The sequence below is a fragment of the Streptomyces sp. NPDC021749 genome, assembly GCF_040640655.1.
Classification (GTDB): Bacteria; Actinomycetota; Actinomycetes; order Streptomycetales; family Streptomycetaceae; genus Streptomyces.
The window spans coordinates 64,566-83,198 of the sequence record NZ_JBFACE010000013.1 but is presented as its reverse complement, the minus strand read 5'-3'; the positions used below and the strand labels follow the sequence as shown (position 1 = coordinate 83,198).

The window sequence follows — 18,633 nt, the reverse complement described above, 5'->3', positions numbered from 1 at the left end:
GCGCACCAGCGTTCAAGACCGGGCCGGGGCCAGGTCGGCAAAGTCGGCTCCATGGCAATGAAACAGCGGCTGAACAGCCCGTATCTCTCGCTGTCGATCACGATGGTGCTGTGGGGGAGCGCCTTTTCCAGCTCCAAGTCGGTGGTGGCGGAGGTCCCGCACTCGGTGGCCGCGCTGCTGCGGTTCGGTGGTGCCGCCCTGGCGCTGCTGGTGGCGGTGGTCCTCTTCGGCGACCGGAGCGCGAAGGTGCCCGGGCGCGCCCGGGGGCGTGCCGCCCTGGCCGGCGTACTGGGCGTCTTCGCGTACAACAGCGTCTTCTTCTGGGGGCTTTCGCTCGCGCCCTCGCTCGATGCGGGCATCCTCATACCTGTCATGAGCCCGGTACTCACCAGCTTCTTCCTGCTGGTCACGGGGCGGGAGCGGGCATCGGGCGGGCGGCTGGCCGGGCTCGGTCTGGGACTCGCCGGGGCGGTGGTCTTCTTCCTGGGCGCGGGTGGTGATACGCACGGAGGCGGCACCCGGCTGGCCGGGGACGCGCTGTTCCTCCTCGCCGCGACGTGCTGGGCCGCCTTCACGCTCGCGGGCCCGCGGGTGCTCTCCGGCGTCGACCCGTTGCGCGCCACCACGTACGCGACGTGCGCGGGTGCCGTGCTGTTGGGGGCGCTTGCCGCGCCCGACCTCCCCGAAGTGAGCTGGAGCCACCTTCCGCCAGCCGTCTGGCTGAACGTGGCGTTCCTGGCGCTGGGCGCCGCGGCCGTGGCCAACCTGCTGTACTACCGGGGGGTGGGCGCGGTGGGCCCCGCCTCGGCCTCGCTGATGATGTTCACCGTCCCCGTGGTCAACACCGTGTGCGGCACGCTGTTCCTCGGCGAGTCCTTCGGCGCGGTGCAGGCGGTCGGGGCGGTGGTGTTGCTGTCGGGCGCCGTGCTGGCCGCGACCCGGGGACGGCCGCGCCCGTCGTCGCCCCGCGCGACGGAAGAACGGCAGGAGCACGGAGAACCTGCGCGGCAGACAGCCGGCGAACCGCGAACCGGCGCCGGCAGCGCGGGACAGGCACAGGCACATGCACAGGCACAGGCGCAGTGCGGGGACAACGCCAGGTGAAGCACGGCAGGGAAGGCAGGGCGCGGTGGCCCCGCCTTCCCTGGCTTCCCTGCCTCCCCGCCTCGCTGCCTCCCCGCCTCCCTGTCCGCGGGCGAGGGCCTGCGTGCCTGCCTGCGCAACCAGCCACTCCCGACGTCGCTCAGTACGTACGAGGACGGGCAGGCGCCGCGGATCCCCGCCGGGCGTAGGGGACGGACCTGGAGCCGGTTCAGGCGGTGGCGGCTCCGGTTCGCTTCGCGGTGATCGCCACGGTGGCGTACTGCATCGTGAAGCTGCCCCCTACGGCGTCGATGGCGGAGCCGACGGCCGCCAGCACCTCGTCCAGTTGGGCCGGTGGGAGCCGGGTGAAGGCGCCCTGGGTGGGGAGTTGGTCCAGCCACTCGTCCCGGGTGTAGGGCTGTTCCCAGTCGAATCGCCACTGCTCGGGGTCGGTGAATGCACCCGCCTCGCGTATCCCGTCGGCTGCCTTGGTGCACAGCGCCGTGTACCCGTCCACGGCCGGTACCGTCGCTTGACGGGCGGCGAGCGAGTCGGGCAGCACCCGGCGGTAGACCTCGGCGAAGGCTTCGGCCACTTCGGGCGAGGGTTGGCCGGCGTTCCAGAAGAGGGACAGCAGACCATGGGGGCGCAGTGTCTGCGCCGCCTTGGCGGCTCCGGCGACCGGGTCCACCCAGTGCCAGGTCTGTCCGGAGACGACAGCGTCGAACCTCCGGCCTGCCGGGTCCCAGTCCTCGAAGGACGCCACCTCGACGTCGAGTCCGCGCTGTCGGGCCAGGTCGGCCATCCGGGCGTCGACGTCGACGCCCAGCACCCGGGAGCCGGCCGCTGCGAACTGCCGGGCCACGATGCCGGTGCCGCAGCCGACGTCGAGGACGTCCGGGCCGGGGCTGGCGGCGACGATCCGGTCCACCATGGTTCGGGGGTAGTGGGGCCGAGCCCGGTCGTAGCGTGCGGCGTCCGAGCCGAACGACTCGGCCACCTGGCGCTGTTGATGGGTCGCGTGGGCAGAGCGAGGAGCTCGCTCCGGCGGTATAGTGGGCATGTGCCCACTATGAGTGGGCGATCGCCCACTCGTCAACCGGAACGGACCGACACGGGTCGATCAAGAGAAGTCGAGAGAAGAAGGAGCAGCGCGGTGCCCACGGGAGTAGCCATCCGCGACGTACGCGACCAACTGTTCGGCGCCGCCGAGCGCGTCCTGCTCAGGGACGGACCGAGCGCGTTGACCAGCCGGGCGGTCACCGCGGAGGCGGGCTGCGCCAAGGGCGTACTGCACCGCCACTTCGCCGACTTCGACGCCTTCCTCGCCGAGCTCGTACGGGACCGCATCGCCCGGATCGACGACCAAGCCGAGGCGCTGTGCACGTCCGCCGGAACCGGCACCGTCGCCGACAACCTCACCCAGGCACTGAGGGACCTCTTCGGGCCGGTCGCTGTCGCTATCGTCAGCCTCGTCACCTCCCGGGACGAGCTGCGCTCCCGACTGCGCGAGGACAGGCCCGCCGGTGTCCCGATCCTGACCGATGCCGCGACCGCGCTCGCGTCCTACCTCACCGCCGAGCGTGCACTCGGCCGCCTCACCCGCGAGGCCGACGTCGACACGCTCGCTCCCACGTTGATCGGGGCCGTGCACATGCTGTTCGCCGACCGGCAAGGCACCCCGCCGGAGGCGGAAGCCGTCCGCAAGGTCGTGACCGCGGTCATCGCCGGCGTGGAGTGAGCCGCCCGGTCTCTGGGGCCGGGTGTCACCCGCCGTGCACTCAGGCAGTCCCGTGCCCCTCAAGTGCGGCCAGGACGAAGGGGTGTCCGGCGGGATCCGCGTAACGCCGGATGTCGAACGGCCCGCCGTTGTTCCGGGTCTCCAGAGGGCGCGCACCGAGGTCGATTGCCTCGCGCTCCGCCTCGTCCATGTCCTTCTCGGGCACCACGAAGTGCAGGTGTGCCTGCTGTGAGGTGTCCGGCCGGGGCCAGCTCGGCGGCGCGGCGCCGTGGTCCCGTCGGACGGCGATGCGGACGCCCGCGGACTCGACGATCTCTATGTAGTCCGGGTGGCTGCCGGTGCGTGACGTGCCGCCGAGGAAACGGGCGTAGAACTCGGCCAGTTCCTCAGGTTCGGCAGCATCCAGCACCAGGACGCTGCTCTTGGCCACGGCCATCTGGATCCCTCCCTCCGGGGTAGGCCCGTGCCCGCCGGTACACGTCGGATACCCGGGGACCGCTTGGTCACGCAGAGACGGACGACGGCAGCGCGCATGCCCCTCGAACTTCCCACGGCTGCTGGGTAGTTGTCCTACCGAGACGCCGCATCGCCTGAACGTCTCACCCCTCGCGGGCGGCGTAGTGGAGGACGCGCTCGCTCGGCATCTCCTCGGCCACGTCGAGGAGATCGAGGACGGCTTCGGCGATCGTGGTGGGTTTCCTCTCCTCGGTCAGGGCCGCGGCGAGCGCATCGGTCGTCTGCCGGCCGAGGTCCGCCAGCCGGGCGGTGAGCGTGGGGGCCCGGGGGCCGGGTCACTCGCGCCGACTCGCCGCCTTGGCCGTGAGGCGGGCCTCGAAGCCGTCGAGGATGGACTGGAGGCCGAACGCGAAGGTGTCGTCGGGGGCTGCGGCGTATTGCGTGGCGGCGGTGGTGTTCAGGCGTTCGCGCAGGCGGGGGAATTGCCTGGCGGTCTCGGTGGCGCGGGTCATGGCGTCGGCGATCAGTTGCCCGGCGTCTGCACCGTCCTTGCTCAGCCGGTGCTTCAGCGAGAGCTCTATGGCAGGGCCGAGCGTGCTGCCGATCACGAAGACGAGCACGGTGGCGGCCGCCCGGTCCGCGTCATCGGCGGCGAAGCCCGCCTTCTCGTAGATGGCCAGGCCGACGTCGTCGTGCCGCGCCTTTCCGGGGCCGTACAGGAGATGACTGCTGAATGCCTGGACGAGCCAGGGGTGCCGGGTGAGCATCGCGTGCATGCCGGTGGCGTGGGCGGTGGCGGCCGCGCGCCAGTCGGTGGTGTCGAGGTCGGGCAGCTCGATCTCCTCCCAGACCGCGTCGCTGGCGAGTCGGACCAGGTCGTCCTTGGTCTTGATGTGCCAGTAGACGGCGGTGGCGGCCGAGCCGAGCCGTTTTGCCAGGCTCCTCATGTTGAGGCCGTCCAGCCCCTCGTCGTCGAGCAGCTCGATGGCGGCACGGATGATCCGGTCGGTGGTCAGGGTGTCTCGCGGCATGGTCCCCACCCTACTTGCACTTAGTTCATGTGCGCTCTTGCACTTTGTTCAAGTAGTTCCTATGCTCCTTCTCGTACTTAGTTCAAGTGCCCGAAGGGGGAGTCATGTTGCAGGACAAGCTGACGGAGTTCGTCACGGCGCAGGCCACGGAGCTCGGCGTTCCCGGTGTCGCCGTCGGGGTGCTCCTGGACGGCCGGGAGTACTACGCCTCGCACGGCGTGACGAGCCTCGGCAACCCGGCGCCGGTCGACGAGAAGACGCTGTTCCACCTGGCGTCGGTCTCCAAGACCTTCACGGCGACCGCGCTGATGCGACTGGTCGCCGAGGGGAAGGTGGACCTGGAAGCGCCGGTGCGGCGCTACGTGCCCGAGCTGAAGCTCGCCGACGAGCAGGCCGCGGCACGGATCACCGTCCTGAACCTGCTCAACCACACCGCGGGCCTGGACTGGAACCTGATCGACGACGGCGAGGGCGACCGCTCCCTGGCCGGGCTCGTGGCCAAGCTGCCCGGGCTGCCGCAGATCGCACCGCCCGGGGCCCGCGCCTCGTACAGCCAGGCCGGGTACAACCTGGCCGGGCGGATCGTCGAGAAGGTCACGGGGTTGCCTTTCGAGCAGGCCATGGCCTCGCTCGTGCTGGAGCCGGTGGGCCTGTCGGACACCGTTTACGGGCTGGCGGAGGTGATGGTCCGCAAGTTCGCGGTGGGCCACAACCGCGGCGAGGACGGCGAACTGCGCGCCGCACGGCCCTGGGGAGCGTTCAGGGAGGGTGCGCGCGGTGACAACCCCGGCGGCGGCCTCGCCTCCTCGGCGAGCGATCTGCTGCGCTGGGCGCGCTTCCAACTCAGTGACGGAGAGGGGGTGTTGCCCGCCGCAGAGCTGCACCGCATGCGGGAACAGACGGTCGCGCTGCGCGCCAGTACGCTCGGCGGCGGCTTCGGGATCTGCTGGTTCCTGCACGACCTGGACGGGCTCCACGGCATCGGCCACGGCGGCTCGGGCAACGGCCAGTTCGCCGAGCTGCTCATCGTCCCCGAGCGCAACTTCGCGGTGGTCTCGCTGGCCAACGTCGGCCCGGACGGCTACCCCTTCAACCAGTCCGTCGTGCGGTGGGCGCTGGAGCACTGCCTCGGCGTGGTCGAAAAGACGGCGGAACCGCTCCCGTACGACGAAGGCCAGGCCCAACAGGTCGTGGGCCGCTACGAGATCGACGCCATGAACGTCGACATCGCCACCGACGGCACCCGACTCACCCTGGCGGTAGGGATCAAGCCGGAGATCCGTGAGGCGTCGGACGAGGAGATGCCCCCGGACTACCCGGCCGCGGGCATCGGCTTTCTTCCCGGCGACGACGACGAGTACATCGTCACCGAAGGTGGACTCCAGGGGCAGCGCGGCTACTTCTCCCGCGACGCCAACGGCGCCATCACCGGCGTCGACCTCGCCGGCCGCCTCTTCAGCCGCGTCACGGAAGCGTCTTGATCCGACGCGGGGAGGGGGTGAGCCAGCCGGACCGGCCGCTTCCACCCGCAGGGTAGGTTGTGGCCGACCGCGCGGCGGCTCAGGCGCACGTCGGCTTTCCCTCCGCCCCGGTCGTCTCCATCGTCCTTGTCTCCGAGGAGAGCACCTGATGACATTCCGGGAGCACATGGCGGAGATGACCGTGCGTGCCCTGGCGGAGTTCGATGAGGAACCGGCCTCCGGGATCTATGCCGTCACCTTCCGGATCGACAGCGTCGACCAGGACCCGCGCTTGCCCTACCTGGCCATCGGCTACAACACCGACGCGGAGGTGGCCCGGCTGCTTGCGGCAACGAGCCCGCCGGAGCCCTGGGACGCACGGTGGAACTACGCCTGTTTCCCCCCATCGGGCCTGGAGGGCATACGGATCGCCGGCCACCATCGCGAACACGACCCGGGCGGTGCCGAGTTGCACCGGCGGGAGGCCACGGCGCGGGGCCTGTGGTACGAGGACGGCGACGAACTCCCCGACGCGGAGCGGGATACGCGAGACGAGCGCCTGGACGCGGAGTTCCGCGAACTCTGTGTCGACCTGGCGCGGCAGCTGCACAGCGGCGGCCGGATCGCAGCACGACTGGGGCGGCCGGTGCCGGTGATCCTCTACGACATGTTCCAGCCCGACGAGATGTTCGCCCTGACCAGGGCCGCCAACCCCGCGGACCTGGTCGCGGAGTTCCTCACGGAGGACCCGGAGGGTCAGGCGCCGCTGCGGTAGGGGCGGCGCCGGGCGGGGACGGGCACCCGGGCGGTGCGCGCGGTGGTCCATTGAGGTGATCAGGAGAGGTCCCCGCCCGCCCGTCACACCATGAGGTGCCCGCCACATGGGGGAGTTCGCCGGGATGCGCTAGGCCTCACTGCTGAATCGCGACCTGGATGGAGTATCACCGCGTGATCTTCACTGGGCGTGGTCGTTACCGCGGCGAGCCCGATACAAGATCGGGACGAGCACAGGAGGGAAACACGGTCGTGAGAAAGATTGGCCGGATGGTTTCGGCAGCTCTGGGCGCGGGCGCGCTGGTGCTGTCGGTAGTCGGCACTGCGAGCGCTCAGGGCGGAAGGGGATCGTACGACCCGTTCGGGCTGGGATACCGGGAGTGCGGTGCCCCGTCGTTCAGCCTGCTCTTCCCTGCCCGCAACGACTGCCGCACATTCCTTTTCCTCAACAAGCAGAAGTTCAGGTTCACCGACGCCCACCGGCACTACGCCCGCTTCGACCAGCGATTCAGGGACAGCACCGTCAGCGGCGATGTCCTGAACGACCTGGGCGGTCGAGGAAGAGGGCGCGGCTAGGCACTGCCTGACCGGTCCGTGACCGGGCCGTGTGCAGCATCGTCCCGGATCGTGTGGGGATGAGCGTGGGAAAGACACCGCATCATGATCGGCGGTATTCCCTCCCGTCAACGGGATTCCTCTCCGCTGGCGGACGGGACCGGCATCACCGATCGCGGAATGACCTGACCAACGCCATTACCTACGGTGGGACACGGCCGAAGGCTTGGATGACGGCCGGGGGCTCCGGCATCGGCGCCCGCAGATCGGGCCCTCTCCCGATCGTGTGCGGGTGTACGCACGCCGGAGTCCCGTCGGCAGCTTACCGGTAGCCGTCGGCGCGGTGAAAACGATGCCTCATGATGGGGTCGGTCGCAGTTCACAAATCGGTTTCCCGGGCAGCCGGAGCCCAGCGCTCAGCCGCCCCCGCCCGTCGGTCTCTGCACGCCGGGCAACGCTCCGCCCCTGCGGTTCCAGGCCCAACAAGGCCCGTCGGCCGCAGGGGCGGAGCCATGAGCGAACCACCCCAAAGAGGCAGGAGGGAAGGCTCAGGCTGTTGACCCGCGGGCAGGGCGGTGCCGGCAACGGCGGCTCCCATAACGGTCCGCACAGAGCCTGTACGTCCTAGTGGCCGGCCGTCGCCGTCTCCTGCTACGCCACCCCGGCCCGCGCCCTGGGAGCCCGAGACATACCTTCCGGAGCCTCCGATCGGCAGAGCGAGGTCAGGGTGATCCCTTGGGCCCGCGACCCTCGGGTGGGGGCCAAAGCCCGCCTGCGAGCGCGATAAGCCGCGGCCTTGACGCGGTTGCCGCACTCGTCCATTGGCCTCCGCGACGGCCCGTCGCCCCGCGTCGAGCTCACCGAGGGCGCGTTCGACCTCGAAGGCGTCTGACGGGTCGGCACCACGCCCAAGCTGATGTCAGGGCTGGACCGTCTTCGGGGCGTTGCTCCCCAGGAGGCTCAGCGCCTGCATGGCCTCGCGCTCTACGCGGGAAAGGTCGCAGAGGAGGGCGCCTGCCTGTACGAGGCACTGCGCATCCCCTGATGCACCGGCTCTTGCGATCAGTGCGGCGACGTTCGTCCACAGGGTGGCCGCCTCGGTGTACAGCCGGTGGCCGGTGCGCAGGTGACTGCTGTCGAGCAGGTGGGTGCATTCGGCGAGGAAGTCGCGGTAGAGGTTACGGAACAGCGCGCCGCCGGTGCCGGCCCGCTCCATCAAGAGGGCGGCCTGCGGCAGGTCTCGCTGCGGGTTGCCGGTGCGCCGGAGCCACGTGCGTACGAGCTGGCCGGCCTTCTCGATGCCTCGGTGGCCGAAGTTGGCGATGGGCGGGTGGAGGAAGGCGTCGGCGCAGGCGGTGATGGCGGGAATGATGTGGCTCTGTGGGGAGGGCGGGTTCCTCGGGGCGGTGAGGGTGAACGAGCGGTGTTTGGCGGCCATCGGGCCGCGCGCGGCCCTGGCCTGGGCGAGGCCGGTCAGGCTGGTGGACACCGCTCCGCCTTGCTGGGCGGTGTCCACCAGGTAGGCGTCGTGGTCGTCGTAGCCGTACATGGCGACGATGTGACCGCCGAAGTGCACCTTGGAGGCGAAGTAGTCCAGGTAGTAGCTGTCGAGCTGCAGGCCGACGGGGCGGCCGGCGTCGAGGGGAGCCACCACGTTCTCCCAAGCTCTGCGCGGGGAGGTGGTCTCCTGGACCAGGAGCTCCAGTCCGAGACCGGCGGCCAGATTTCTGGTGAGGTCGAACGGCTTGACCCGTCCCGCGAGGAAGGGGAAGCCCATGTTCTTGCTGTCCCAATAGAGGAAGGACAGACCGGAGCCGAGGCCGAAGAGCATGGGCTCGGACAGATCGAGCCCTTGGTGCCGCAGCAGCACCCCGAGGGCTGTGGTCTCGCAGTGCTGCGCACCGTGGGCGTCGATGTCTTCGACGATGGTCATGTCGTGCCGGTGCTCTCTTGAACGGGGATGATCAGCCGGGTCATCAGTTCTTCCTGCGGAGCCTCTGCCGGCCCGACGAGATAGGCCTCACGTACGGGCGCTTGCGGACGCAGGCCGCGTTCGTGGAGGGCGGCGAAGAGCGCGTGGTAGGCCAAGGGGAGTTGGGCGTAGGGCCCGATGTGCAGGGTCTCGACGACGGAGCAGCCGGGCAGCGCCGCACACTCCAGGCCGGGCGTCCCTTCCCCCTGCGGCGTCTGCACTCCGACGGTGATCTCCATCCGCTCTTCCAGGTCCAGCGGGTACAGCGCCCACAGCGGCGGTTCCCATGCGATTCCCGCCGTGCCGAGCACGGGCAGCAGCCGGCCGACGCACTCCGCGACCTTCTTCCCGATCTCCGCAGGGGTGCAGACCGCTCGCACCCCTGACAGCCGTCGCTCCGGCTCCCTGCCCCTCGTCACCTCATAGGTGGGCAGGCCGCCGCCCTCCGCCAGCCGCTCCAGCATCTCCAGCCGTGCCCGGTCCCTGCTGATCCGCTCGGCCAGCCGGTCCCGCTCTGCGCGCAGGATCCGTGCCCTGGATCCAGGCTCGGCGGCCAGCGCCTGGGCGATCACAGCCAGGGGAAGATCCATCTCGCGCAACAGGGCGATGGTCAGGGCGTCACGCGCCTGTGCAGGTGCGTAATAGCGGTAGCCGGAGCCGGCGTCCACACGGACCGGAGCCAACAGGCCCATCTCGTCGTAGTGCCGTAGCCGCTTGACGCTGAGCCGGCACAGGCGGGCGAAGCGCCCGATGGTGAGCAGTTCGTCTTCCACACCACCATGGTGGACTCTCCCACGGTGGGAGGGTCCACCGCCGAACCCATCGGCCCCGAGGCCGCCCCGACCTGCCGCGCGGAGAGCTCGTCCCCGACTGGCGACGGCGTCCAGGAGACGCATCAACGTGCGGAGAGGTCCTTCGTCATGAGGTGCTCCGTGCGTCCGTCCGGCAGCACCTCACCGATCGGTCCGGCGTCCTGGAACCCGTTGCGTCGGTAGAGCGCGCGGGCGTGCTCGTTGCCGGGCATGACCGCGAGTTGCAAGGTTCCGGCTCCCGTCTGCCGTGCCCACTCTTCCACCGCCCGTAGCAGATGATCTCCCACGCCGTAGCCCCGCGCGTCCTTGCTGACCCACATCGAGATCAGCTGGACGACCCCACTGCGCGAGCCCGGAACACCACTGGCCATCCCGACCGGTTTGCCATGGAGCAGGGCGGCGAGATTGTGCGAACCGGGGATGCTCAGGCGACCGCGCCACCGCTCCTCCCGGTCGCCCTCGCCCTGCCAGTCCGCGAGCCGGGATCCGAACGCTTGCGGGGCGTCGGTGAGCGCGGCGATCCGCAACGCTCGCCAAACGGTCCAGTCGTCCGCTGTCAGTACCTTCAGCTCGATCATGCAAGGAGCCTGTCGCCAGGATGCGGTGGACGGCAACTCCATTCCTGGTACAGCAGGATGCACATTCTTCCCGGACATTACACGCCGGTTCGCCCATGGACGGAACGCTGTGGCGGGAGCCTCGCCAAGGACAGCAACGCCGAGGCTGCCTCGCGTAGTTGAGACACCATTGAGCCACCTCTGAAGGGCATCGACAGCATGACGCGTTTACCGGACGAGCAGGACGCGACAGCCGGCGGATACTCCCGCCGCATGCTCCTCAAGATCGGCCTCGGTGTCGCCGTAGGGGCAGGGGCCGTCGGTTCAGGCACCGGGGTCGCGGTGGCTGGCGGGCCGAACGATCCGTCCAGCCCGACGTTCGCGACCAAGGTGAAGAACCTGAGCGGCCCGGACGTCTTGAGGCACCGCATCCCGTCGGGCGCCACCCTCGGGCGGCGCCCGGCCCTGTCCGCCGGGGAGGGGGCCGGATACCGCCCGGTGCCGCTGGTCCGGCCGACCCTTGACGCACTAGGTAGACTGGTCTACCTAGTGTGGAGAGGGGAAGGGAAAGCGATGGCTGGCAGCACGGGCACCGAGGCGACCCCACCCAGGAGGCGGCGGGGGACCGCTCGTGAGCGCCTGCTCAGCGCCGCATCGCGCCGCTTCTACGCGGACGGCGTGTCGGCGACGGGCATCGACACGATCACCGCCGAGGCGGGCGTGGCGAAGATGAGCCTGTACAACAACTTCTCCTCCAAGGCCGACCTGGTCAGGGCCTACCTCGACGCGCGGCATGAGGAGTGGATGGACCTGTACCGGCGGCGGCTGGAGGAGGCGGCAGACGCTCGCGGCGGTGTGCTCGCCGTCTTCGACGCGTACGCCGATCACGCGGCTTTCGCCTATGAGTACGGCTTTCGGGGGTGCGGTCTGCTCAACGCCGCTGCCGAACTGCCCGTCGGGGACGAGGGGCGGGCCGTGGTGCGCCGGCACAAGGAGGACGTCGAGTCCCTGCTCGCCGGGCATGTGGAGGAATTGCTGCCCGGACGGCCCGAGGAGGCCCGCGCGGTGGCGGAGCACCTGGCGTTCCTGCTGGAAGGCGCGATGGCACGCGCCGGGCTGGAGGGCGCGGGTACGCGCCTGGAGCACGCGCGGACGATGGCGGCTGACCTGCTGGACCGGCTGTGAGGCGGCCCAACGGACATGCGGCCGGCTCGGCGGGCGCGGGGTCGCTGTGCGTGCTCGTCGCGTCGGTGCTGTGGGGCACCACGGGCACCGCGGCGACCTTCGCCCCGGCCGTGGGCCCCCTGGCGATCGGGGCCGTCGCCATGGGACTGGGCGGACTGCTCCAGGCCCTCATAGCCGGCCCCCGCATTCGCCGGGAAGCGCCTGTGCTGCGCAGGCAGCGCGGCGTGGTGCTGCTCGGCGCGGTGGCGGTCGGGGCCTACCCGCTGGCGTTCTACACCTCCATGAGTCTGGCCGGAGTCGCCGCCGGGACGGTGGTGTCGATCGGCTCGGCCCCCCTCGCCTCGGCCCTGATCGAGCGCGCCGTGGACGGGCGCCGTCTGACGCGCCGCTGGATGCTCGGCGCCGCCCTGGGCCTGTCCGGGACGGTGCTGCTGTGCGCGGCCGAAGCCGCCCGTGCACACGCCGGTCCCGGGGACCCGACCACGGCATCAACCGTGTTCGGCGTGGGGCTGGGTCTGGTGGCTGGTTTCACCTACGCCCTGTACTCCTGGGCGGCTCACCGCCTGATCAGCCGCGGTGCCAGCTCGGGCGCGGCCATGGGCACCGTCTTCGGGCTGGGCGGTCTGCTGCTCCTGCCGGTTCTGCTGGCCACCGGCGCCCCGCTCCTCGACTCCTGGTCCAATACGGCCGTCGGCGCGTACATGGCGCTGGTGCCGATGCTCATCGGCTACGTCCTGTTCGGCTGGGGTCTCGCGCGCGTCCCGGCGAGCACCGCGACCACACTCTCGCTGCTGGAACCCGCCGTCGCGGCGGTACTGGCCGTGCTGGTTGTCGGCGAACGCCTGCCCCTGCTGGGATGGGCCGGCATCGCCTTCGTCGTCGGCTGCCTCGCCGTGCTCACCACGCCGGCCCGCGCCACTCCTGGCCGCCGAGCGACCATGCCGATGCCGGCCACCGACGCCCCCGGAGAAGCCGCAGCCCAGCCCGGCCACGCTCCCGTCTCGGCCACCCCCTCACCGGTGCCCGGACCCGATCGCGAACAGGTCTCCACGAGCTGACGATTGCAGCCGTACCAGGTGTCCGAGCCTGCAGAGCTCCGGCCGGGGAAGAACCGGTACGGCCCTGTCCGGCCGGCCGGAGCCACGGCACCGGCCCGCCGGGACAGTGGCTCCGGCCGACCACGCCGATCTGCCTGGCCGCTACTCCAGTTGGGTCTGAACGCATTCGACTGGCGGCGTTTCGACCGTGGAAGAGGGCTGTCCGGCTCCTGCCGCGGCCAGGATGGCGGCTGACTGGCGAGCCAACCGCGAGCATCGGGAGACACCCACCAGTGAGCATCTTCAACGAACCCCACGGTGCCGCGGCGGCCGAGGACTCGTACGAAAACGAACTGCCGGTCAAGGGCAAGGAGCCCGGGAACATCGTGGTCAGGTGGCTGACGACCACCGACCACAAGACGATCGGCACCCTGTACCTGACGACGTCGTTCGCGTTCTTCCTCGTCGGCGGGCTGATGGCGCTGGTGATGCGCGCCGAACTGGCCCGGCCGGGACAACAGGTCGTGTCGAACGAGCAGTTCAACCAGGCGTTCACGATGCACGGCACGGTGATGCTGCTGATGTTCGCGACGCCGCTGTTCGCCGGCTTCACCAACTGGATCATGCCGCTGCAGATCGGCGCGCCCGACGTGGCGTTCCCGCGGCTGAACATGTTCGCCTACTGGCTGTACCTCTTCGGCTCGCTGATCGCGGTCGGCGGCTTCCTCACCCCGCAGGGCGCGGCCGACTTCGGCTGGTTCGCCTACACACCGCTGTCGGACGCGACCCACACGCCGGGAGTCGGCGGCGACATGTGGATCATGGGCCTGGCCTTCTCCGGCTTCGGCACCATCCTCGGCGCGGTCAACTTCATCACCACGATCATCTGCATGCGCGCCCCGGGCCTGACCATGTTCCGCCTGCCGATCTTCACCTGGAACGTGCTGCTGACCGGTGTCCTGGTCCTGCTCGCCTTCCCGGTCCTGGCGGCCGCGCTGTTCGCCCTGGAGGCGGACCGCAAGTTCGGCGCCCACGTATACGACCCGGCCAACGGAGGCTCGCTGCTGTGGCAGCACCTCTTCTGGTTCTTCGGGCACCCGGAGGTGTACATCATCGCGCTGCCGTTCTTCGGCATCGTCACCGAGGTCATCCCGGTGTTCGCCCGCAAGCCGATCTTCGGCTACATCGGTCTGGTCGCCGCGACCATCTCGATCGCCGGCCTGTCCGTGACGGTGTGGGCGCACCACATGTTCGTCACGGGCGGTGTGCTGCTGCCGTTCTTCTCCTTCGTGACGTTCCTGATCGCGGTTCCGACCGGTGTGAAGTTCTTCAACTGGATCGGCACGATGTGGAAGGGCTCGCTGTCCTTCGAGACGCCGATGCTCTGGGCGATCGGCTTTCTCGTCACGTTCGTCTTCGGCGGTCTGACCGGTGTCATCCTGGCTTCACCGCCGATGGACTTCCATGTGTCCGACTCGTACTTCGTCGTGGCGCACTTTCACTACGTCGTCTTCGGCACCGTCGTCTTCGCGATGTTCTCCGGCTTCCACTTCTGGTGGCCGAAGTTCACCGGCAAGATGCTCGACGAGCGCCTGGGCAAGATCACCTTCTGGACGCTGTTCATCGGCTTCCACGGCACCTTCCTCGTCCAGCACTGGCTCGGTGTCGAGGGCATGCCGCGTCGTTACGCGGACTACCTCGCGGCCGACGGCTTCACCGCCCTGAACACGATCTCGACGATCAGTTCGTTCCTGCTGGGCCTGTCGATGCTGCCGTTCCTCTACAACGTGTGGAAGACCGCCAAGTACGGCACGCCGGTCGGTGTCGACGACCCGTGGGGCTACGGCCGTTCGCTGGAATGGGTCACCTCCTGCCCGCCGCCGCGGCACAACTTCCTCACCCTGCCGCGGATCCGCAGCGAATCCCCGGCGTTCGACCTGCACCACCCCGAGATCGCCGAACAGGACCACGCTGCGTACCTCGGCAAACGCGACGCGGTGGAGGCACCCGGACATGAAGGCGGCCGGCCGTGACCTCACCGAGCCGCCACCGGGCCGCGCTGGACCGGCAGGGCGCCGCGCTCGCCCACGAGGTCGAGGGCTACCTGCTCGTGCAAGCAGAGCGCGAGCAGGCGCGGTGCGAGGCCGAGGCGCTCTGCGCGCGCCTGACCTGGCTCACCACGGGGCAGGCCGAAGACCTCACCCGCCACTACACCGAGCAGCGCCTCGGCCTGACACGCCAGGCGCTCCAAGCCACCGCCGACCGGGCCAAGCGCCTGCGCGGCGAATACGAGAGCCGTTACGCCGCCTTGCGCCGCGCCTTGCTCAGGCGGCATGCCGCTTGCGCCTGCCTCTTGTTCGTCTGCTCCACCATGGCCGGTGCGGCGACCGGTGTGCTGGTCCGCTGAACTGGGTGGTGGGGACCCCGTGGCAGGGACGAGGAATCGCCACCGAAGCAGCCGGAGGACTCGTCGACTGGCTCAGCCGGCAACCCGTGCATGCCGTCATCGCCCACATCCACCCCGATCACCAGGCATCGACTGCCGTCGCCACCGCCGCCGGGCTGATGCCCACCTTCTGGTGAGCTGCCTGGCGCGCGCCGCCGACTCGTTGTGTCGTTGATGTGGGCGCGTGCCGAGGTCCAGGGCCGTTGCTGGCCTCGGGCGCTCACCGGCGAGAAGGACGGACGGAGTACACCCATGCCCCTCATACGCGGTTTCGCGGCGGGCCGCCGACATCGCGCCGCGTTCCTGGCCGCGCTGGTGACCTGCTCGATCGTACTGACCGGGCAGGAACCCGCCACGGCCGACGGAATGCCCACACCGTCCCTGCCCGCCCCGCGGCTGGACTGGCATCCCTGTGTGCGGGGCAGCGCGTTCGACTGTGCGACCGCGAGGGTACCTCTGGACTACGGCCACCCGAATGGCCGAGCCGTCGAGTTGGCGGTCATCAAACGCAAGGCGACCGACCCCGGCCGGCGCCTCGGCACCCTCTTCTTCAACCCCGGCGGTCCCGGCGGGCCCGGAACGGTCCAGATGCCACAGAACTACCAGTCCTTTCCCCGTGAGGTGCGGGAGCGGTTCGACCTCGTCAGTTGGGACCCCCGCGGAGTCGGCAGCAGCACCGCGGTGAACTGCTTCGACAGCCCCCGGGAGGCCGCCGACTGGAGGGCGAGCAAAGCGGCGGGCTTCCCGGTGGGCGCGAAGGAGCGGACAGCCTTCTTCGCCGCGTACAGGGATCTGGCCCGGCGCTGTGAGCAGCGTGACCCCGAGCTCCTGCGGCATGTGTCGACCGCCGACACCGCGCGTGACCTCGACCAGCTCCGCCGGGCGGTGGGGGAGCCACAGCTCAGCTACCTGGGGATCTCCTACGGCACGATCCTGGGCGCCACCTACGCCAATCTCTTCCCCGGCAAGGTGCGCGCCATGGTCCTCGACAGCAACATCGACCCGCAAGCCTGGACGCATCACGCCTCTGACGAGGACCCGCGGCTCACCACCTTCCTGCGCATGGGCTCGGACCGCAGCGCGGCGGCAACCCTGGACAGGTTCCTCACCCTGTGCGGATCCGCACCCACCACCCACTGCGCCTTCTCCGCCGGCGACCCGCAAGCGACCCGGAACAAGTACCAGCACCTCATGCAGCGGCTCCGGGCACATCCCGTGGGCGCGTGGACCTACGCCGTCGCGGTCGCCGACGTGGTGAACAGCCTGTACGTCGTCCACCCCGGTTGGCCGGACCTCGCCGGAAGACTGCAGGGGTTGTGGCAGGGCCGCGTTGCAAGACCGTTGCCGCTCCCACCCGCACCACCGGTCCCGTATCCCCATCCCTACCTGGGCGAGGAGCAGCCCGCTGCGGTGCTGTGCGGCGACAGCCCCAACCCGCGCAACCCCGCGGTCTATGACGTCCTGGAGCAGGCAAGCGCCGCCCGCGCAGGCGACGCCGGTCGCTTCTGGACCTGGGCCGCAGCGGGGTGCACCCCCTGGCGCGCCGTCGCCGCCGACCGCTATCGAGGCCCGTGGAACAAGCCGACGGCACACCCCGTCCTGGTGGTCGGCACCACCTACGACCCCTCCACCCCCTACAAGGGCGCGCAGGCCATGGCCAAGGAACTGGCCAACGGCCGCCTGCTCACCAACGACGGGTATGGACACACCGCGCTGATCAACCCCGGCAGCTGCATCAGGACCCACGAAAGCCGCTACCTCATCGACGGCATCCTCCCGCCGGCCGGGACAAGGTGCCGACCGGACGCACCGCCCTTCTCCGCCGTCCCGCCCAAGCCGACCGGCGGCGTCGCGACCGGCGGCGGTGGGATGGCCGGCACCGTCCCCTTGAGCCGTCCTTCGCGCCTCCGAACAGAGCGCAGCAGGCGGCAGAGCGGTCAGGAATGAAGAAGCGCCGGTCGTCGGGCCACACCTAGCGTGGTGGCCATGGCATTCATCGAATCCGTCACTCTGGAGGTGGCCGACCCCACGGCCGCCCACCGCTTCTACACCACCGCCTTCGGGCTGGACACCCAGATACGTCTGCGGGCCTCCCAGGCACCCACAACCGGCTTCCGCGGGTTCACGCTGTCGCTCACGGTGTCCGGGCCGGCCACCGTCGACAGCCTCATCAACTCCGCTGTCGACGCGGGCGCCACGTCGCTGAAGCCGGCCGCGAAGTCGCTGTGGGGCTACGGCGGTGTCGTAGCGGCCCCGGACGGGACGATCTGGAAGGTCGCGACCTCGGCGAAGAAGGACACCGCCCCGGCCACCCGGGAGATCGACGAGATCGTGCTCCTGCTGGGAGTCGAGGACGTCAAGGCGAGCAAGCAGTTCTACGTCGGCCAGGGCCTGGCCGTGGCGAAGAGCTTCGGCGCCAAGTACGTCGAATTCGCCTCCGACGAGTCCAGCCCCGTCAAGCTGGCTCTGTACAAGCGCCGCGCCCTGGCCAAGGACGCCGGCGTTCTCGCCGGCGGCGGCGGATCGCACCGGACCGTGCTTGCCGGCACTGCCGGGCCCTTCACCGACCCGGACGGGTTCGCCTGGGAGGCCGGGTCGCTGGTCGAGAAGGTGGGGAGCCGAAGCTGAGGAGGAGCCCGGACAACGGGCCGGGCTCGCACTCACGTCTTGACCTCAACCGCACTTGATGTAGGAGAGTCCATGTCCATGACTCGCTTCATGGACCTCGTTCATCCCGCCGCTGGAACAGCTCTGCTGAGTGAGTGGCTCACCGGTACTGCCGAACGTTCGCGCACGGCAGCCGACGCTCTCATCGACGAGTGGGCGGCAGGCGAGACACCGCCCGGGCGCCTGGCACAGCACGTCTTCCTCTCTACGGACGGCGCCAGCCTCCTCTTCTACGCTCAGTGGACCAGCGATGAAGACCACCTGGCATGGGCGCGCGCCCACCGCGCCGGCGTCGTCAGCCGTGTGGACACGCTCGTGCCAGGTATCGAGCGTCCCGGACTGACCCGAACCAGCCTTCACCACAGCGGAGTTCACGACGCGGAACGGCCAGCCGGCGTCTTCGTGCTGAGCACGATGGCGGCGGGCGAGGTGGCGGCCACTGTCGCGCCGGCGCCGGGCTTGCTCGCGGCACACGTCCACCTCACAGCGGATGGTGAGCGTGCGATCGTCGTCGCAGAATGGACGGACTCCGCATCCCATGAAGCCGCCACTGCCCATGAGGTCGACTTCAAGCGGTACACGCTGTACCACGCGTTCGTCGACGACCGTTTCTGAGGCGCGTCCAGCCGGTCGTACACGTCAGTCGTTGGCTTGGGTGGTCAGCGACGTCGCGCCGTGGATCGAAGAGGGATTCGGCCACCCGACAGCTGGCTTTCCGTCAAACCGTAGACAGGGCATGACCTGAAGCGGTCCACCAGCGTGCGCTCACGCGCAGCAAGCAGCGTCGATTCATGCACGATCTTCCGCCGTCGCTCCTCCAGGGGTGGCTCGATGCCCGCTGCGTGGGACACCGTCGG

The 18,633-nt window shown here is 70.0% G+C and carries 17 protein-coding genes and 2 pseudogenes; 13 read left to right on the top strand and 6 right to left on the bottom strand.

Translation table 11 applies throughout. The features are described from left to right. Positions 1-51: 51 nt before the first annotated feature. The gene (locus AB0G35_RS15550; RefSeq protein WP_360948759.1) at positions 52-1,104 is read left to right on the top strand and encodes a DMT family transporter; all 1,053 of its coding nucleotides are present in this window, start codon (positions 52-54) and stop codon (positions 1,102-1,104) included. Between the two features lie 208 nt (positions 1,105-1,312). On the opposite strand, the gene AB0G35_RS15545 is transcribed toward AB0G35_RS15550, so the two are convergent. After that, entirely contained in the window at positions 1,313-2,146 is an 834-nt protein-coding gene (locus tag AB0G35_RS15545) for a class I SAM-dependent methyltransferase (RefSeq protein ID WP_360948757.1), read from the bottom strand. A gap of 93 nt (positions 2,147-2,239) precedes the next feature. Here AB0G35_RS15545 and AB0G35_RS15540 point away from each other — a divergent pair, with 93 nt between their 5' ends. Then, positions 2,240-2,824 (top strand): TetR/AcrR family transcriptional regulator, encoded by a 585-nt coding sequence (locus AB0G35_RS15540; protein ID WP_360948755.1) that lies wholly within the window; start codon positions 2,240-2,242, stop codon positions 2,822-2,824. 40 nt (positions 2,825-2,864) lie between these two features. Here the strand turns inward: AB0G35_RS15540 and AB0G35_RS15535 are convergent, their stop codons facing one another. Both AB0G35_RS15535 and AB0G35_RS15530 read right to left on the bottom strand, forming a co-directional pair. Then, positions 2,865-3,260: a VOC family protein gene (locus AB0G35_RS15535; RefSeq protein WP_360948753.1), complete on the bottom strand. Its 396-nt coding sequence runs from the start codon at positions 3,258-3,260 to the stop codon at positions 2,865-2,867. Positions 3,261-3,615: 355 nt separating this feature from the next. After that, a complete protein-coding gene (locus AB0G35_RS15530) occupies positions 3,616-4,311 on the bottom strand; it encodes a TetR/AcrR family transcriptional regulator (protein ID WP_360948751.1) in 696 nt (231 codons plus the stop codon). 104 nt (positions 4,312-4,415) lie between these two features. On the opposite strand from AB0G35_RS15530, the gene AB0G35_RS15525 reads away from it, so the two are divergent. The 3 genes from AB0G35_RS15525 to AB0G35_RS15515 all read left to right on the top strand — a co-directional run bounded on the left by AB0G35_RS15525 (position 4,416) and on the right by AB0G35_RS15515 (position 7,121). Next, a complete protein-coding gene (locus AB0G35_RS15525) occupies positions 4,416-5,792 on the top strand; it encodes a serine hydrolase domain-containing protein (RefSeq protein ID WP_360948749.1) in 1,377 nt (458 codons plus the stop codon). 148 nt (positions 5,793-5,940) lie between these two features. Next, the gene (locus AB0G35_RS15520; RefSeq protein ID WP_360948747.1) at positions 5,941-6,546 is read left to right on the top strand and encodes a hypothetical protein; all 606 of its coding nucleotides are present in this window, start codon (positions 5,941-5,943) and stop codon (positions 6,544-6,546) included. Positions 6,547-6,815: 269 nt separating this feature from the next. Beyond that, entirely contained in the window at positions 6,816-7,121 is a 306-nt protein-coding gene (locus AB0G35_RS15515) for a hypothetical protein (protein ID WP_360948745.1), read from the top strand. An 898-nt stretch (positions 7,122-8,019) separates the two neighbouring features. Here AB0G35_RS15515 and AB0G35_RS15510 read toward each other — a convergent pair. From AB0G35_RS15510 to AB0G35_RS15500, 3 genes are all read right to left on the bottom strand, one after another. Beyond that, a complete protein-coding gene (locus AB0G35_RS15510) occupies positions 8,020-9,033 on the bottom strand; it encodes a BtrH N-terminal domain-containing protein (protein ID WP_360948743.1) in 1,014 nt (337 codons plus the stop codon). Next, positions 9,030-9,845 (bottom strand): MerR family transcriptional regulator, encoded by an 816-nt coding sequence (locus tag AB0G35_RS15505; protein WP_360948741.1) that lies wholly within the window; start codon positions 9,843-9,845, stop codon positions 9,030-9,032. Before AB0G35_RS15505 ends, AB0G35_RS15510 begins: the two co-directional genes overlap by 4 nt. A 122-nt stretch (positions 9,846-9,967) precedes the next feature. Further along, positions 9,968-10,462, bottom strand: a complete 495-nt coding sequence (locus tag AB0G35_RS15500; RefSeq protein ID WP_360948739.1) for a GNAT family N-acetyltransferase — start codon at positions 10,460-10,462, stop codon at positions 9,968-9,970. Positions 10,463-11,014: 552 nt separating this feature from the next. Between AB0G35_RS15500 and AB0G35_RS15495 the strand changes: the two genes are divergently transcribed. The 8 genes and pseudogenes from AB0G35_RS15495 to AB0G35_RS15460 all read left to right on the top strand — a co-directional run bounded on the left by AB0G35_RS15495 (position 11,015) and on the right by AB0G35_RS15460 (position 18,391). Then, positions 11,015-11,626: a TetR/AcrR family transcriptional regulator gene (locus AB0G35_RS15495; protein WP_360948737.1), complete on the top strand. Its 612-nt coding sequence runs from the start codon at positions 11,015-11,017 to the stop codon at positions 11,624-11,626. Next, entirely contained in the window at positions 11,623-12,684 is a 1,062-nt protein-coding gene (locus tag AB0G35_RS15490) for an EamA family transporter (RefSeq protein ID WP_360948735.1), read from the top strand. The genes AB0G35_RS15495 and AB0G35_RS15490 overlap by 4 nt, the downstream gene beginning before the upstream one ends. Positions 12,685-12,956: 272 nt before the next feature. Then, positions 12,957-14,618, top strand: a pseudogene (gene ctaD, locus AB0G35_RS15485) (cytochrome c oxidase subunit I); the annotation flags it as partial. 74 nt (positions 14,619-14,692) lie between these two features. Next, on the top strand, positions 14,693-15,070 hold the full coding sequence (locus tag AB0G35_RS15480) for a hypothetical protein (RefSeq protein ID WP_360948733.1): 378 nt from the start codon (positions 14,693-14,695) through the stop codon (positions 15,068-15,070). Beyond that, positions 15,067-15,246: pseudogene (locus AB0G35_RS15475) on the top strand (GNAT family N-acetyltransferase); the annotation flags it as partial. The gene AB0G35_RS15480 and the pseudogene AB0G35_RS15475, both read left to right, overlap by 4 nt. 115 nt (positions 15,247-15,361) lie before the next feature. Then, complete coding sequence (locus tag AB0G35_RS15470; protein ID WP_360948731.1) at positions 15,362-17,056, top strand: alpha/beta fold hydrolase; 1,695 nt, start codon at positions 15,362-15,364, stop codon at positions 17,054-17,056. Between the two features lie 39 nt (positions 17,057-17,095). Next, positions 17,096-17,737: a glyoxalase gene (locus AB0G35_RS15465; RefSeq protein ID WP_360948729.1), complete on the top strand. Its 642-nt coding sequence runs from the start codon at positions 17,096-17,098 to the stop codon at positions 17,735-17,737. A gap of 72 nt (positions 17,738-17,809) precedes the next feature. Further along, positions 17,810-18,391: an antibiotic biosynthesis monooxygenase gene (locus AB0G35_RS15460; protein WP_360948727.1), complete on the top strand. Its 582-nt coding sequence runs from the start codon at positions 17,810-17,812 to the stop codon at positions 18,389-18,391. Positions 18,392-18,633: the final 242 nt, after the last annotated feature.